The 14663-nt window shown below is 71.2% G+C and carries 18 protein-coding genes; 9 read left to right on the top strand and 9 right to left on the bottom strand.

Going from position 1 to position 14663, the window contains the following annotated elements; translation table 11 throughout:
• The first annotated feature begins 27 nt into the window (after positions 1 to 27).
• From QRO03_RS00090 to QRO03_RS00075, 4 genes are all read left to right on the top strand, one after another.
• Positions 28 to 537 (top strand): DUF1697 domain-containing protein, encoded by a 510-nt coding sequence (locus QRO03_RS00090; RefSeq protein ID WP_285135491.1) that lies wholly within the window; start codon positions 28 to 30, stop codon positions 535 to 537.
• Between the two features lie 113 nt (positions 538 to 650).
• A complete protein-coding gene (locus QRO03_RS00085) occupies positions 651 to 1121 on the top strand; it encodes a helix-turn-helix domain-containing protein (RefSeq protein ID WP_285135490.1) in 471 nt (156 codons plus the stop codon).
• A gap of 65 nt (positions 1122 to 1186) precedes the next feature.
• The gene (locus QRO03_RS00080) at positions 1187 to 1543 is read left to right on the top strand and encodes an antitoxin (protein ID WP_285135489.1); all 357 of its coding nucleotides are present in this window, start codon (positions 1187 to 1189) and stop codon (positions 1541 to 1543) included.
• Between the two features lie 22 nt (positions 1544 to 1565).
• Positions 1566 to 1790, top strand: a complete 225-nt coding sequence (locus tag QRO03_RS00075) for an RNA-binding S4 domain-containing protein (RefSeq protein WP_285135488.1) — start codon at positions 1566 to 1568, stop codon at positions 1788 to 1790.
• A gap of 147 nt (positions 1791 to 1937) precedes the next feature.
• Here QRO03_RS00075 and QRO03_RS00070 read toward each other — a convergent pair whose 3' ends face one another.
• The 3 genes from QRO03_RS00070 to ykgO all read right to left on the bottom strand — a co-directional run bounded on the left by QRO03_RS00070 (position 1938) and on the right by ykgO (position 2753).
• Positions 1938 to 2234 (bottom strand): hypothetical protein, encoded by a 297-nt coding sequence (locus tag QRO03_RS00070; protein ID WP_285135487.1) that lies wholly within the window; start codon positions 2232 to 2234, stop codon positions 1938 to 1940.
• Positions 2231 to 2539 carry an ArsR/SmtB family transcription factor gene (locus tag QRO03_RS00065; protein ID WP_285135486.1) on the bottom strand — a complete coding sequence of 103 codons (309 nt, stop codon included), beginning with the start codon at positions 2537 to 2539 and terminating at the stop codon, positions 2231 to 2233. The genes QRO03_RS00070 and QRO03_RS00065 overlap by 4 nt, the downstream gene beginning before the upstream one ends.
• A 91-nt stretch (positions 2540 to 2630) precedes the next feature.
• Positions 2631 to 2753, bottom strand: coding sequence for a type B 50S ribosomal protein L36 (gene ykgO / locus QRO03_RS00060; RefSeq protein ID WP_285135868.1), 123 nt, complete (start codon positions 2751 to 2753; stop codon positions 2631 to 2633).
• Between the two features lie 79 nt (positions 2754 to 2832).
• Between ykgO and QRO03_RS00055 the strand changes: the two genes are divergently transcribed.
• Together QRO03_RS00055 and QRO03_RS00050 are read left to right on the top strand one after the other, a co-directional pair.
• Complete coding sequence (locus QRO03_RS00055) at positions 2833 to 3828, top strand: GTP-binding protein (RefSeq protein WP_285135485.1); 996 nt, start codon at positions 2833 to 2835, stop codon at positions 3826 to 3828.
• 78 nt (positions 3829 to 3906) lie between these two features.
• The gene (locus QRO03_RS00050) at positions 3907 to 4098 is read left to right on the top strand and encodes a hypothetical protein (protein WP_285135484.1); all 192 of its coding nucleotides are present in this window, start codon (positions 3907 to 3909) and stop codon (positions 4096 to 4098) included.
• Positions 4099 to 4206: 108 nt separating this feature from the next.
• Here QRO03_RS00050 and QRO03_RS00045 read toward each other — a convergent pair whose 3' ends face one another.
• From QRO03_RS00045 to QRO03_RS00030, 4 genes are all read right to left on the bottom strand, one after another.
• Positions 4207 to 5304 carry an ABC transporter permease gene (locus tag QRO03_RS00045; RefSeq protein ID WP_285135483.1) on the bottom strand — a complete coding sequence of 366 codons (1098 nt, stop codon included), beginning with the start codon at positions 5302 to 5304 and terminating at the stop codon, positions 4207 to 4209.
• Positions 5301 to 6389 (bottom strand): ABC transporter ATP-binding protein, encoded by a 1089-nt coding sequence (locus tag QRO03_RS00040; protein ID WP_285135482.1) that lies wholly within the window; start codon positions 6387 to 6389, stop codon positions 5301 to 5303. Before QRO03_RS00040 ends, QRO03_RS00045 begins: the two co-directional genes overlap by 4 nt.
• 211 nt (positions 6390 to 6600) lie before the next feature.
• Positions 6601 to 7530, bottom strand: coding sequence for an NAD(P)/FAD-dependent oxidoreductase (locus QRO03_RS00035; protein WP_285135481.1), 930 nt, complete (start codon positions 7528 to 7530; stop codon positions 6601 to 6603).
• Positions 7531 to 7704: 174 nt separating this feature from the next.
• Complete coding sequence (locus QRO03_RS00030; protein ID WP_285135480.1) at positions 7705 to 8679, bottom strand: glycerophosphodiester phosphodiesterase family protein; 975 nt, start codon at positions 8677 to 8679, stop codon at positions 7705 to 7707.
• Between the two features lie 142 nt (positions 8680 to 8821).
• Here QRO03_RS00030 and QRO03_RS00025 point away from each other — a divergent pair, with 142 nt between their 5' ends.
• Both QRO03_RS00025 and ligD read left to right on the top strand, forming a co-directional pair.
• Entirely contained in the window at positions 8822 to 9691 is an 870-nt protein-coding gene (locus tag QRO03_RS00025; RefSeq protein ID WP_285135479.1) for a Bax inhibitor-1/YccA family protein, read from the top strand.
• 361 nt (positions 9692 to 10052) lie between these two features.
• Positions 10053 to 11282 carry a non-homologous end-joining DNA ligase gene (gene ligD, locus QRO03_RS00020; RefSeq protein WP_285135478.1) on the top strand — a complete coding sequence of 410 codons (1230 nt, stop codon included), beginning with the start codon at positions 10053 to 10055 and terminating at the stop codon, positions 11280 to 11282.
• On the opposite strand, the gene QRO03_RS00015 is transcribed toward ligD, so the two are convergent.
• Positions 11249 to 11806 (bottom strand): TetR/AcrR family transcriptional regulator, encoded by a 558-nt coding sequence (locus tag QRO03_RS00015; protein ID WP_285135477.1) that lies wholly within the window; start codon positions 11804 to 11806, stop codon positions 11249 to 11251. The genes ligD and QRO03_RS00015 overlap by 34 nt on opposite strands.
• Positions 11807 to 11879: 73 nt before the next feature.
• Here QRO03_RS00015 and QRO03_RS00010 point away from each other — a divergent pair, with 73 nt between their 5' ends.
• The gene (locus QRO03_RS00010) at positions 11880 to 12590 is read left to right on the top strand and encodes an MBL fold metallo-hydrolase (protein ID WP_285135476.1); all 711 of its coding nucleotides are present in this window, start codon (positions 11880 to 11882) and stop codon (positions 12588 to 12590) included.
• Between the two features lie 243 nt (positions 12591 to 12833).
• Here the strand turns inward: QRO03_RS00010 and QRO03_RS00005 are convergent, their stop codons facing one another.
• Positions 12834 to 14201 (bottom strand): glycosyltransferase, encoded by a 1368-nt coding sequence (locus tag QRO03_RS00005; protein WP_285135475.1) that lies wholly within the window; start codon positions 14199 to 14201, stop codon positions 12834 to 12836.
• Between the last annotated feature and the right edge of the window lie 462 nt (positions 14202 to 14663).

Raw genomic sequence — 14663 nt, 5'->3', positions numbered from 1 at the left:
CTGCCGACACGGCGGTAGCCTCCGCTCATGCTCCACGTCGCGTTCGTCCGCAACCTCAACCAAGGGCAACGCGGGCACGTCTCGACGACAGACCTCGTTGCCGCATTCGACGATGCCGGATGCCATGACGCCTCACCCTTCCAGAGCAACGGCACGATCGTGTTCTCCGGGGAGGCGGCGCACGCCGCCGACGCCATGTGCGCCCTCGCCGCACGCACCGGCGTCGAACGGAAGGTCTTCGTTCTGGCGTGGGAGGACCTCGCCGACATCGTCGACGCCCACCGCCACGCGGATGATGCCGCACGTCGCGAACTCACGCTGCACGCACCCGTCCGCCTCGCGCTCGACGAACAGTATGGAGAAGGAGCGGCCCGACGTCGGTGTCGCCTGCTGCAGACGGAGGTGGGCTGGACCGTCACCGCCAACGAGCGCGACCGCGAGTCGAACGCGACGCCCGTGATCGAACGACTGACCGGCGCTCCCGCGACCTCGCGGGGGCTGCCGACGCTCATCCGCCTCATCGACCGTCCCCGCTGACCCCCGGCGCGCAGCGGCGAATACGGCGCCCGACGGGCCACCGCCCCGTGAGCCTTACGACCACTTCCCGGCTGGGGCGACGGCGGGCGTAGGTTATATCACGGGGGTATGCCGTGACCACGAGATTCGACCGCACCCGCGCTGCTCAGCTGGTCCGCGCCGCGCGCCTCGACCGAGGGATGTCCCAAGCCGAGCTGTCTCGGGCCGCGGGAATGAGTCAGCCCAACGTCGCCGCGATCGAGACGGGAACGAGAACCCCCAGCGACGACGCACTGATGCGACTCCTCCAAGCCGCCGACTACCGCCCCAGCCTCGCCGTCGAAGCGAACGCCCAAGAGATCGTCGACGCGGGTGCGCGACACGGGCTTCGCGACATCCGGGTCTTCGGCTCCGTTGCGACGGGCGCAGATCACTTCGCCTCCGACATCGATCTCCTGGCCCGCGTCGAGAGCGGCCGCGGGTACTTCGACATCGCCGCCTTCACCCATACCGTTGAACAACTCACGGGCTTCCCCGTCGATGTGATCGTGGATGACGAACGACGTCCTGCTTTCCTGGCATCAACCACGATGGCGACGCTGTGACAGATCCCGAACGTCCGACCACACGTTTCACGCGTGCTCCGCGAGCGCAGAACTCGGCGAGAGACGTGACCCACGAGAACTTCCTCGACAGCCTCGACGCGATCGATGCTTTCATTCGGCATGCGACGAGCGGGGGGAGAGGTGATCTCCGCCGCAACTCGCCCGCCTACGCCTCCGGCTCGATGGCCGTGATCCGTGCGGCGGCCCTCTTCGAGGTCGACGCCTTCGCCGACTTCCTGACGGGCACCCCGGATGAGGTCGTGAGGGCTCTCCTGACGATGCGCAACTTCGCGTCCCACTCCGGCTATCGCGCGATGGACGACGAGTTTCTCTGGATGTCCCTCACCGTCGAGCTGCCGCCGCACGTCGCGCGGTGGCGGCGTGCTGCGCACGTCGGAGGGTCGGACTCGACCGCGTCGTGAGCACGACTGCCAGACTGGAGCGATGAGCTCCCCCGCACCCCAGGACGTCCCCGTCGGCAGCGAGGGGATCCGCCTTGGCGCGTTCCTCAAATTCGCCGGCGTCCTCGACTCCGGCGGCGACGTGAAGGAGGCGATCATCGACGGCTACGTCCAGGTCAACGGTGAGATCGACCGCCGACGCGGGCGGCAGCTGCAGGTCGGTGACGTCGTGACGTTCGAGGGTCGTTCGTTCCGCGTGCAGGCCTGATCTACGCTCCGGCGACGCAGCGTCGCACCCGACGGTCATCCGCCGCTCGCGGGGAGCCCCGTCACGACGAAGGGCCCGCCTCCCCGAAGGAGAAGCAGGCCCCGCCACCCGGCATCCCGCGCTCGTGACACGCGATGCCGGCGCAGCTCAGTGCTCGTCGTAGTGATCGGTGTGCAACGCGTGACGGTGGCCGTCGTGCACGTAGTCGGCATGGTCGTCGTGCTCGATCTTCTCGTGCCCGCAGTCGTCACCGTGACGGTGCTCGTCGACTCCGTGCTCCGCCTTGGACTCGTGCTCGTCGTAGTGATCGCCGTGCAGGGCGTGGTGGTGGGTGCCGTGCACGTAGTCGATGTGGTCGCCGTGCTCGATCTTCTGGTGGCCGCACTCGTCGCCGTGGGCGTGCTCGTCGACGGAGTGCTCGGCGTGGGTCTCAGCGGTGCTCATTGTTCGTTCCCCTGGTCGTTCGGTTCCTGGACGTGGGCGATCGCATCGAGCACGACGTGAGCGACGTGCTGGTCGGCGAGGGCGTAACGGATCTCCTTGCCCTCGCGTTCCGAGCTCACCAGGCCCGCCTGCCGCAGGGTGCGCAGGTGTTGCGACACCAGCGGTTGCGACAGTCCGGCCCGGTCGGCGAGCGCGCCGACCGTCAGCGGTTCACGGCTCAGCAGCCACACGAGGGCGAGACGCGAGTCGTTGCCGAGAACCTTGAACAGCTCGGCGGCCTCGTCGAGCCCGGTGATCTTGTCCACGGCATCCACGAGACCATACACATGCAGAGATTGCAATGTGTTTACGTAACCGGGAACGGTTCTCGTTCGCGTTATCGCGACCGCGCGATACTCACCCCTGTCGCCCCTTGAAGCGCGGATTGAGCTTGTTGATCACGAACACCCTGCCCCGGCGGCGAACCACCTGCGCCCCGGGCTGCTTCTTGAGCGACTTGATCGATGCGCGGACCTTCATGTCATCCTCCTTGTTGATAACGGTTATCAAAAACACGGTAAGGTGTCGGAAGCCCCCGGACAAACGAGAGATGGATGCCATGAGCCGCACGATCGCCATCATGGGCGTCTGCGCCCCCGAACGCCGCGCCTATGCCGAACGCACAGCGGTCGCGCTCGACCGCACGCTGCACCTGCTGCGGCTCAGCGACCTGCGGTCCCCGCACGCGCTCCCCCATCCACGCCCGCGCGCCGACGCCGAGGCCGCCGTCGTCGACCTCGGCAGCGACGTCGACCTGATCCACGCGATCGGCGCGCGCGGCGGCGCCGAGGTCGAGGCGGTCTGCGTGGTGGACGCCCGGCACATGATCGGCGATCTGCTCGACGACGTGCCGCTCGTGGCATCCGTTCGCCCGGGTGACCCGCGCGGCGACGTCGGGGCGCGCGCACGGCAGGCCGCGCTCGCGCTGGAGCTGGCGACACGGGTCGTCTGGATCAACTGGGAGCAGGTGCCGACTCCTGCGCTCGCCGTGCAGATGGCCCTCGCGTCGCACCTCAACCCGACCGCCGTCGTGCGGCTCTCGCGCGATCCGCTGAGCGACCTGCGGTCGGAGGCGGTGCACGACGGCGAAATCCTCGAGCGCGCCGGCTGGGTCCACGCGCTCAACGGCCAGCACGACCCGTACATGCGCGACAACCGCGTCATGACGCTGCACTACGAGCAGCTGCGGCCCTTCCACCCCGCACGCCTGTCGGCCGCCCTCGACCGTCTGGACGACGGCGCCGCCGGACGCCTCGTGCGCTCGGCCGGGTTCTGCCGGCTCGCGTCGCGTCCCGGCATCCTCGCCCGGTGGGAGCACGTCGGGTCGGCCATGTGGATCGAGCCGCTGGGGACGGACGACGGACGCATGGGGATGGGCCAAGAGCTCGTCTTCACCGGTCTCGACCTGTCGGCTCCGAAGCTCGCGCACCTGCTCGACAACGCCGCACTGACGGACGAGGAGCTCGCCGCCGGACCCGCGGCGTGGGCTGCGTTCGACGACCCGCTCCCGGCCTGGCCGGCCGTGGACTCCTCGATCCCGGATGCCACCGACTGACCGCACCGAGGACGCCGCAGCCCCACGTGCGATGTCAAGCCGGTCGACCGCGCGCGGTCGAGGCGGCACGGTAGGCGCATGAGCACTCCTGACATCCCCTCCCGCCACGCCGACGACGCCCGCGCCGACTCCGCCGCCCCCACCGATGCCGTCACCGACGAGGTGCGCGAAGACGCCGCGCAGGCCGAGAGCCACGTCACCCTCGACGACCACACCGGAGAGGTGCTCGATCCCGACCCCGGTTTCCCCGCCGCCGAGGGACACGCCTGACCCCGACGAGGCTCCCCTGGACGGAAGGGCGCCGATCGTCCGCGTCACCGCGCTGACCGCGCGCCCCTCCGGCGGAGCACCCGTCGACGGAACCGTGACCGCCCCCGTTCAGGCGATGCGCGTCCCCGGCGGCAACCTCTTCGCGGGCGTGCGGGTGCGGGCGATGCCCCAGACCATCAGACCGACGGCGAGCACTGCTTGCGCCAACAGGCCCACGAACCAGCTCGGCGTCGTTCCCGCGACCTGCTGCTCGGGCGTCTCGTACGTCGGCGGCTCTTGACTCTGCAGGTACTGCCCACAGAAGTCATTGATGCGTACAGGCTCGGGCGGGATCTGGGCCAGGCGTACCCCGTAGGCGATCTGCGAGAACAGGTCGGTGGGCGTGCCATACCTCTCGTCGTACGTCGGCGGCGTCGCGTCGGCCAGGATGACGAACGGGTTCGCCGCGAGCACCCACCACACCCGGTCGAAGCGCGGTACGTCGCCGAGCGAGGTCGACTCGATACACCCCAGCTCATCGGGCGGCGGGCACCCCTCCGTACCGATCGGACCGTAGGGGTCGCATCCGTCGGGCAGCGAGCCGAGGTTGTAGTCGCGTGTGACCGTCTCCTGCGTCGTGCGCAGGGCCGTCGCCCCGAGCCCGAAGGCCAGGAGCGTCCCGATCGTGAGGGCGGCGATGAGGAGGTACGTGCTCGCGACCGAGAAGAGAGGCCGGGCGACGATGGCACTCAGACCGACGCCGATCGCCGCGACGACACCCACCTCGATCACCAGGATCACCAGTGAGCTGACGATCACCAGGGGGTTCAGCGCGCCGGCGAACGTCGCGACGAGCAGGAAGGGCAGTGCGACCACGAGGAACGCCAGCCCCGAGATCCAGGCGGCGAGGAATTTGCCGACCACGATCTCGGTGGTCGTCGCGAGGGTGACCTGCACGGGTGCGAGGGTGGCGGCATCCCGATCGCCGTTGACGGCACTGCCGCTCAGCGTCGGCGACACCAGAAGCACGAGCAGTAGAACGAGCATGATGACGATCGAGAAGAACCACTCGTTGCCGCCGGTCCACAGCGCGAACGACGCGAACGAGAGCACGAGCAGACCGATCAGGATGACGGCGAAGATGCCGAGCAGCACGTACCACGCGACGGATCTCGCGCGCTGACGCAGCTCGATCCCGATGATCGTGCGGAGGCGGTGGAGGCTCATGCGACGCTCCCGTCGTCGGGGCGGTTCGCGGGCGGTGTCTGCCCCGGTGGGACGTCGGACGACGGGGGTGCCGGCTCCGGCGGCGAGGTCGGCCGCGGGGGCTTCGGCGACGACGCCGGCGGGGCGACGGCCTCGGGTGACGCCGGACCCGCCGGCTCCGCCCCCAGGTCGAGGAAGGCGTGCTCGAGGTCGCCGACCGCGGGGGCGAACTCGACCACGGGGAGCCCGGCGCCGATCAGGGCCCGGAGTCCCGCGACGGCACCGGCCTCGTCGGTGAACGGCACGAGGACGTCGCGCCGGTCGACGCCCACCTCATCGCCCGCGCGCCCGAGCGCGGCGGCGACATCGAGTCGCACGGCATCCATCGGTCGCGCGACATCGGCGGGTACCCGCACGCGCCAGGCCCGCACGCGGCGGGTGGCGGCGGCGACGCGGTCGCCGCCGACCGTGCGTCCGTCGACGAGGAAGACCGCGTCGTCGACGACCTCTTCGAGTTCCGAGAGCACGTGGCTGGAGATGAGGATCGTGCGCCCCTCCGCTGCGAGTCGACGCAGCAGCACGCGCAGGGCGATGCGCGCCTGGGGGTCGAGACCCGAGGCCGGCTCGTCGAGGAGCAGCACGCGCGGGTCGTGGACGAGCGCTCGCGCGAGGGCGAGACGCTGCTTCTGTCCGCGCGAGAGCACGCGGGCCGGCGACGCGGCGAGCGCGCTCAGGTCGACGAGCGCGAGCAGCTCGTCGGCCCGTGCGCGCGCGGCGTCCCGTGACAGGTCGTAGAGCTGCGCGGTGGCCACCAGCACCTCGCGCGCGGTGAGACTGGGCCAGGCGCCGAGGGAGTCCGGCATCCATCCGAGGAGCCGCCTCACCCCGGCGGGGTCGGCCACGGGATCGACACCGCCGAGGCTCATCCGCCCCGCGTCGGCCTGCAGGAGCGATGCGAGCATGAGCATCAGCGTCGTCTTGCCCGAGCCGTTCGGACCGACCAGCCCCGTCACCCGTCCGGGTGCCGCGGTGAAGGTGACCTCGCGTACCGCGTGGACCGCACCGAACGACCGTTTGACTCCCGCGACGTCGATTCCGGCATCCATGCGCCCCACCCTAGAGGGGGCCTCCGACACGGCATCCGGTCCCGCACCGCTCGCGAATGCGGGATCGGCGGAGGATTCCGCGGCTCGATCACCAATCCTCCGGACGCTGACGCCCGCGCGTGTCGGCGCCCGGAGGCGCGCGTCGCGCCCTCGTCCGGGAGCTCGCGTCGGGCACCTGCCCCCGGTCGAATCGCAGACCGGGTGTCGGATCTCAGGATGCCGCGAGCGCCCGCCCCAGTGCATCGCCCGACGTCCACGCCGTGCGCACGGCCGCGCTCTCGCCCCACACATCCCCGCAGGCGGACAGCCCGGGCGAGCGGAAGTACGGCCGCCCCGTCGCCTGCGCCGGCCGCGCGAAGGTCCAGCGATGCGCATGAGCGCTGGCGGGCTCGGCGTCGATACGCAGCAGGCGACGGGTCGCCGCCAGCACCGGCGCGATCGCGCCATCGGGGTCGTCGAGGTGCCGACGGGCGCGATCGGCCGTGGTGTGCACGACGAGCACGGGGGCGCCGTCTCCGCGGCGGTCGCCGTCGTCGGCGATGAACGACACATCGGCGTCGCCGTCGGCGAAGGCGCCGTGCAGGTCGGCGTCCCACTGCCGCTCGTCCCAGCGCAGCACGACGGCGATGACGGGCTCCCACTCCTGCGGACCCCCCGGGGCGTCGCCGGTCAGGCGGGCGGCCTGCGGCGCCGGCATCGCGAGCACCACCTCGCCGGCCTCTTCCCCGTCGACCCGATACGGCTCCACCCTTTCGACGACCCGCGCGGACTCGACGTCGAGCCCCTCGGCGAGATCCAGGGCGAGCGTCCGCAGGCCGAGGGGGGCCGCCCACCGCATCGGCCCGGGTTTGGGCGTCTGCCCACCGTCGGCGTCGATCACCTGGAACGTGTCGGTCCAGGGGCGGGCGAGCTCCCGCTCCTCCCAGTCGGCGACGACGTGCCCGAAGTCCGCGGCCTCGCCCACCACGAAGTACGACGCCCCGAGGTCGACTGGCCGACCGTCGATCGTGCGGCTCGACAGGCGACCGCCCACGCGCCGCCCACGATCGAGCACCCGCACCGTGCGCCCGGCATCCTGCACCGCTCGAGCGCACGCCAGGCCCGAGATCCCTCCGCCGACCACCGTCACATCCACCGTCATGGGGTCATCCTCGCCCGTCAGGCACCGGCCCGACTCGGGGTTGCGCGGCGCGTGTGGTCCAGCGCTCGCGTACGCAACTCCGGAAAGCCGCCGCCGCGGCCGCACCGGATGCCGGGGAGGAGACGAATCCGGCCCGATTCTCCGGAGTTCGGCACATCGGCCGACCACTCACGCTCACCGGCGGAAGAACTCGACCCCCAGCTCCGGGTGGTCGACGAAGACGCCGTCCAGCTCGGCATCCCGCAAGACGGCCCACTCGCGTCGGAAATCGCCGAAGGCACCGTCGCCGCCGGGCAGCCGATACGGCGGGAGGAGGAAGGCGTTCTCCGGTCGGCAGGTCCACGTGAAGACCGCCAGACCGCGCGCCCGTGCCTCCGCGACGAATCGGGCGGGGACATGGGCGTCTCCGTCGGGCTCGAGGATCAGCGCCTTGGCCGGACTGATTCCCTCGACCTCCGCGGCGAGCGCGTCGAGCCCCGCCGGTGTGAGCATCGAGGCGTACGTCGCCGCGTCCGCGCCGTCGCGCTCTCGTAGATCCCACGGCGCCCCCTCGCTGTCGATGAGCTGCACGAGGGGGAACGGGATGCCGCGACCCCGCAGCCGCGAGAGCACCAAGGGTTCGAAGGACTCGATGACGAGGGAGTCCGCGGCATCCGCCCATCCCGCCTCGCGCAGCTCCGCGTCGACGAGCTCCGCCATGTCGAAACCGAGCCGGGCGAAGGATGCCGCGTGCTTGATCTCGAGCACGACCCGCACACCGCCCGCGCGGGCCAGGTCGAGCACGTCGGTCAGCCGCAGGACGGGCTCGGTGTCGTCGTGAGCCGCACTTTCGGGCCGGAGCGCCGGGATGCGCTCGCGACACCGGAGCGTCCGCAGTTCATCCCAGGTGAAATCCTCGGTGAACCAGCCGGTGAGACGCTCGCCGTCGACGACCTTGGACGTGCGCCGATCAGCGAACTCGCGGCGGGTGGAGACGTCGGTGGTCGACCCGATCTCGTTCTCGTGCCGCACGACGAGGACGCCGTCGCGCGAGGGGACGACGTCGGGCTCGACGGCATCCACCCCCGCCGAGATCGCGAGCCGGTACGAGCCGCGGGAGTGCTCCGGCAGATGCCCCGGGGCGCCGCGATGACCGATGATGAGGGGCACTCCGGCAGCGTACGAGTCCCAGGTGAACGGCAGTATCGCTCATAGCAGAATCCCAGTCACCCCAGCGAATCGAACACGCTCCTCAGCTAGTGTTGTCTGACAGCACGGTGCTGTGATCACCATCTTTGGAGTGTGAGTTCCCGTGGCCCTCAACAACCCGGCATTCAACAACCCGGCGTTCCAGGACCCTCGAGCCGGTGGCGTCAACACGCGCTACAGCCCGCCCCCGGCCGTCGATCCCGCCGCCGCCGCAACGATCGAAGGCGCGTACGCGGCTCCGTCCGCGAGCGCCGTCGACACCGGCCGCATGACGGTCGAAGACACCGTCATGAAGACGCTCGGCCTCTTCGGCATCCTCGTCGTGACCGCCGTCGTCGGCTGGGTCTGGACGATGAGCGGCGTCACCGCCGCCAACCCGCGTCCCAGCGTCGCCCCCATGCTCATCGGTGGCCTCGTCGGCTTCGTGCTCGCGATGGTCGCGACGTTCAAGAAGAAGCCCTCGGTCCCCGTCTTCATCGCCTACGCGGCGTTCGAGGGTCTGTTCATCGGCGGCATCTCGGCGTTCTTCGAGTTCCAGCTCCCCGGCATCGTCGTGCAGGCCACCCTCGCGACCCTGTCGGTCGTCGGTGTGACCCTCGCTCTCTTCGCCAGCGGCAAGATCCGCGCCTCGAAGCGCGCGACCAAGATCTTCATGATCGCGATGGTCGGCTACCTCGTCTTCAGCCTGCTGAACGTCGGTCTGATGCTCTTCGGTGTGCTGCCTGACGGTATGGCCTTCGGTCTGCGCAGCGCCACGATCGCCGGCATCCCGATCGGTCTGATCCTCGGCGTGCTCGTCGTGATCATGGCCGCCTACTCGCTGGTGCTCGACTTCGATCAGATCCAGCGCGGCGTCCGCAACGGCGCTCCCCGCGTCTACGGCTGGGTCGGCGCCTTCGGCATCATGGTCACCGTCGTGTGGCTGTACGTCGAGATCCTGCGCATGATCGCGATCATCCGCGGCAACAACTGACGCACCGCTCCGCACGAAGGGCCGTCCCGTTTCGGGACGGCCCTTCGTCGTCGCCGCGCCCTCCCGGAGCGTGTGAGTGTCCACAACACCCGGACGCTTCCAGAATCCGTCCGGGTTTCTCGGACACTCAACGCCCCGACTTCGCCCCCAGCGCACCCACCCGGGCCCACGCACGCCCCACGCCCCACGCCCCACGCCCCACGCTGAGATCGAGCGTCCACGACACTCCGCACCGCCGCGCACGCACCGGCGCGTCCTGGACACTCAACGCCGCGCTACAGCACCACGCGACACCGCAACCCCCGCCCCACCCACCGCAAGGGGTGCGCGACCCGGGATGCCGCGGCGCTAGCCTCGCGACATGAGCCCCGCGAAGACTCCCCCCGAGATCCTCGACGTCGACGGCCACGAGGTGCGTGTCACGAGCCCCGACCGCGTCGTCTTCCCCGAGCCGGGCCTGACCAAGCTCGACCTCGTGCGGTACTACCTCTCGGTCGCGGAGGGCGCGCTCCGCGGGGCGGGCGGGCGGCCCATGGTGCTGAAGCGCTTCTCCAAGGGCCTCGATCAGGAGCCGTTCTTCCAGAAGCGCGTCCCCGACAACCACCCCGCGTTCATCGACACCGCGACCCTGCGCTACGCCTCCGGCACCTCCGCCGAAGAGACGGTGATCCGGGATGCCGCGGGACTGGCGTGGGTCGTCAACCTCGGCTGCCTCGACCTGAACCCGCATCCGGTCCGCGCCGAAGACCTCGACCACCCCGATGAACTGCGCGTCGACCTCGACCCGATGCCCGGCGTCGATTGGTCGCAGATCGTCGACGTCGCGTTCATCGCGCGGGAGGTGCTCGAAGACCACGGCCTCGTCGGCTGGCCGAAGACCTCGGGGTCTCGCGGGCTCCACATCCTCGTGCGCATCCGCCCTGAATGGGATTACACCGCCGTGCGCCTGGCGGCCGAGACCCTCGCCCGGGAGGTCGAGAACCGCGCGCCGGGGCTCGCGACCGCGCGCTGGTGGAAGGAGGAGCGCGGCGAGAGCGTCTTCGTCGACTTCAACCAGAACGCGAAGGACCGCACCGTCGCCTCGGCCTACTCGATCCGTCCGCTCCCCGATGCCCGGGTGTCGACACCGCTCTCCTGGGACGAGGTGCGCGACCGTCGCCCCGACGAGTTCACCGTGCTCACCGTGCCCGAGCGCTTCCGCAGCATCGGCGACCCGCACGCCGGCATCGACGACGCGGCCGGCTCCCTCGATGCCCTGCTCGCCCTCGCGAAGGAGCTCGGCCCCGCCGAGAAGCCCCCGCGCGGCTCCGACGGCTCCGGCCGCCGCGCCTCGACGATGCCCCTCATCGAGGTCGCGCGCACCAAGACCAAGCCCGAGGCCCTCGACGCTCTCGAGACATGGAAGCAACGGCATCCGGATGCCACCGCCGCCCTGCACCCGGCCGACGTCCTCGTCGACGGCATGCGCGGCTCGAGTTCGCTCTGGTATCGCGTGCGCGTGAATCTGCAGCACGTGCCGGATGCCGAACGCCCCCCGCAGGAGGACCTGATCGCCGATTACGACCCCTGGGCGGGCCGCTCCGGTTCCTGACCCGGCGAGAGGGAGCCGACGAGGTGGGCGATGCCGTACCGGTAGGCGGCGTCGAGGTCGCCTCCGAGGCGGAACGCGCCCGCGAGCTCCATCGTGACGAAGCCCGTCGCCCAGGCCGTGAGCAATCGCGCCGCGTCGAGGGCGTGCTCCTCCCCCACCGCTGCCTCGGCGGCGCGGAGCACCGGCTCGCTCGTCGCCGCGAGCCGGTCGGCATCCACCGCTGTCGTGAACAGCATCCGGAACGCCTCGGGACGCTCACGGCCGAATCGCCGAAACGTCAGCAGGAGGTCTTCGAGACGGTCGGATGCCGCCCCGAGACGCCGAGCGAGCTCGTCGGCGGCCGCCGCGCCCACGAGTCGCAGCAGTGCGTCGCGATCACGCACGCGCTTGTACAGCGAGGGCGCCTTGACCCCCACCGCCTGGGCCACAGCCTGCATCGTCACGGCGGGAGACCCGCCCGCCTCGAGCAGACGGGCGGCGGCGTCGACGATCTCGTCCAGCGACGTTCTCTCCGGTGTCGGCATGATCACCCCTTCATGGCTACGCTTCTAAGCTATCATGGCTATAGTTCGTAGCCATCAGTACGAGAGGTCCGTCATGAGACTCACGCCCACCCTCCACCGCATCGGCAACGACATCGTCGCCGCCTACCTCATCGTCGCCCCCGACGGCATCACCCTGGTCGACGCCGGGCTCCCGGGCATGTACGCCGACCTCACCCGAGAACTGGATGCCATCGGCCGAACGCTCGGCGACGTCCGGGGCGTCGTCCTCACCCACGGCGACAGCGATCACGTCGGCTTCGCCGAGCGCCTCCGCCGGGAGCGCGGCATCCCGGTGTTCGTGCACGCGGCCGACGCCGGTCGGGCGCAGGGCGGCGACAAACCGAAGGCGACGATGGGGCCGATGCGCATCGGCCCCCTGCTGAGCTTCGCGGCCTTCGGCATCCGCAAGGGAATGCGTCCGCAGTGGCTCACCGAGGTGCGCGAGGTCACCGACGGCGACGCCCTCGACCTCCCCGGTCAGCCCCGCGTCATCGGCATGCCCGGTCATTCCCCCGGGAGCATCGCGGTGCATTCTCCCCTCGCGCGCGCCGTGTTCGTCGGTGACGCCCTCACGACGCGTCACGTGCTGACCGGCCGCACCGGCCCCGGCCCCGCACCGTTCACCGACGACCCCGCCGAAGCCCTCGCGTCACTGTCTCGGATCGAGCACCTGGATGCCGACTGGGTGCTCCCCGGTCACGGTCCGGCGTTTCACGGCTCACCGTCCGCCGCGGTCGACGCCGTGCGGGCAGCCGACAGCTGACGGAGCGGGAAGCTGACGGGCGGCACTCTCGGGTCGGGCAGAGGCCCGCGTTCCGGGGGCCCGTTGCCGCGGCAACCCCCGCGTCGGCCCGAGACCCGCGTGCGTAACTCCGGCGATCCGGCCGGTGCTTCCCCGGTCGGCGGCATTCGGGTCCAAAGAACCGCCATTCTCCGGAGTTGCGCACCGGGGGTCGCGCCGCCGATCGGGGATCGACCCATTCCCGTCGGCGGACGGCGACCGGCGTCAGCGCCGCCGCGGATGCGACAGCGCGGCGCCGCACGCCGCTGCGAGGACCCCCATGCTCCGAGCCGGGCTCATCGCCGTCGCCGCATCGAGGGCCCCGGCCGAGAGTCGCTCGCGCACCCCGGCGTCGGTCAGGATCTCGACCAGCGCGGCGACGAGTGCGTCCTCGTCGCCGTCCGGAACCAGGATGCCCCCGCCTCCGGCGAGCATGTCGCGCGGGCCGTAGCGGATGTCCCACGCCACGACCGGCGTGCCGTGCGCCAGGGCCTCGGCCATCGCCAGCCCCTGCCCTTCGAATGCCGAGGTGGTGAGGTACACCGCGGCCCGATCGAGGACCGCGCCCGGGTCGGTCGTCAGACCGGGGAGCGACACCGATCCGCTCAGACCGAGTTCGTCGACCAGCGCCTCGAGCTCGGCGCGCTGCGCGCCCTCCCCCCAGAGCTCGAGTCGGGCCCCGGGGACCTCGGCGGACACCCGACCGAACGCGCGGACGGCGCGGTCGAGGCGCTTGCCGGGCGCGAGACGACCCAGGATGACGACGCGTCCCGGGTCGCGATCGGCGGCCGGCACGGTCGCTGCCGGAGCGGGGACCGCGTGCGCGACGACGAGATCGTTCGCGGTGGTTCCGAAGCGCTCGCGCACGTCGTCGCGCTGCTGGGCGGTCGGCCAGAGCACCGCGTCGAAGCGTGGCGCGACCTCGAACCACCGCGACCACAGACGGTTGAGGTCCGAATCGGCCCGGTAAGGCGGCTCGAGGTGGATCGTGTGCACGGTGTGCAGGATGCGCACGTCATCGTCACCCCACCCGACGAGGAGCTCGCCCAGCTGCCGCGATTCGCAGATCAGCACGACCGGGCGGGGGTTCTCGGCGCGCAGGTCCGCCGCGATCCGCGTCAACCATGCCCGATAGAGTGCGCCGAACCCGTCGATGACGCCGACCGGTTCACCCGCGGTGTCGCGGACGAGGATGGGCGCGCGCGTGAGATGCCAGTCGGGATCGAGGACGACCGGAAGGGAGACCGCGCCCCCCGCGACGTCGCGGTACGCCAGCCCCGGATCCGGGTGACCCTCGTGAGCCGCTTCGCGCAGCCAATCGGCCGCTCCCCCGGCGGATGCGACGGCCTCGTCGAACAGATTGCGGAAGATCTCGGATGCCGATGCGGCCCCGCGCTCGACGAAGGTCGCCCGGTGCGCGGCGTGATCGGCGACGGCTCCGGGGTCGACGGTCAGGAGCAGCGGCGGCGCCCCCGCTTCGGTCATCTGCCGCGCGCGCGCCAGAGCGGAGATCGTGTACCCGCCGTCGAGGTCGGGGATGAGCCTGCTCGAGAGGATGAGGTACCAGGCGTCGGGGAACTCAGCGTCGCTCACGCCCCCATCCTCCCGCACGCGCCCTGATCCCTCGCGCACTCCGCGAACGCGCCCCGCCGCACGCCGCGATCCGGCCGGGGCCCCGTTTCGGGGCAATATCCGCCGCTCGGGGCGCGATCCGCCCGCCCCGAACCGCCGATCTCGCCCCACACCCACCACGCCGCGCTCAGCGCGAAGACACTGCGCCGCCTCCCGGAGCGGGCATTCCCTGCACCTCGATCAGGCCAGGCGTCCCGCCCTCCACCCGGCGCGCCGCAGGCGCGCCCCTACCCCGCGCAGGCAGACGACAGAGCAACGGCGACGACGACTCGCAGAGAGCGGAGTGCCGCATCCCTCCGGGTCGATCGGGGTAGGGGCCCCGCCCTCCACCCGGCGCGCCGCAGGCGCGCCCCTACCCCGCGCAGGCGGACGACAGAGCAACGGCGACGACGACTCGCAGAGAGCGGAGTGCCGCATCCCTCC

This window comes from Microbacterium sp. lyk4-40-TSB-66 (assembly GCF_030209475.1).
Lineage (GTDB): Bacteria > Actinomycetota > Actinomycetes > Actinomycetales > Microbacteriaceae > Microbacterium.
This window is presented reverse-complemented; position numbering and strand designations above follow the sequence as displayed.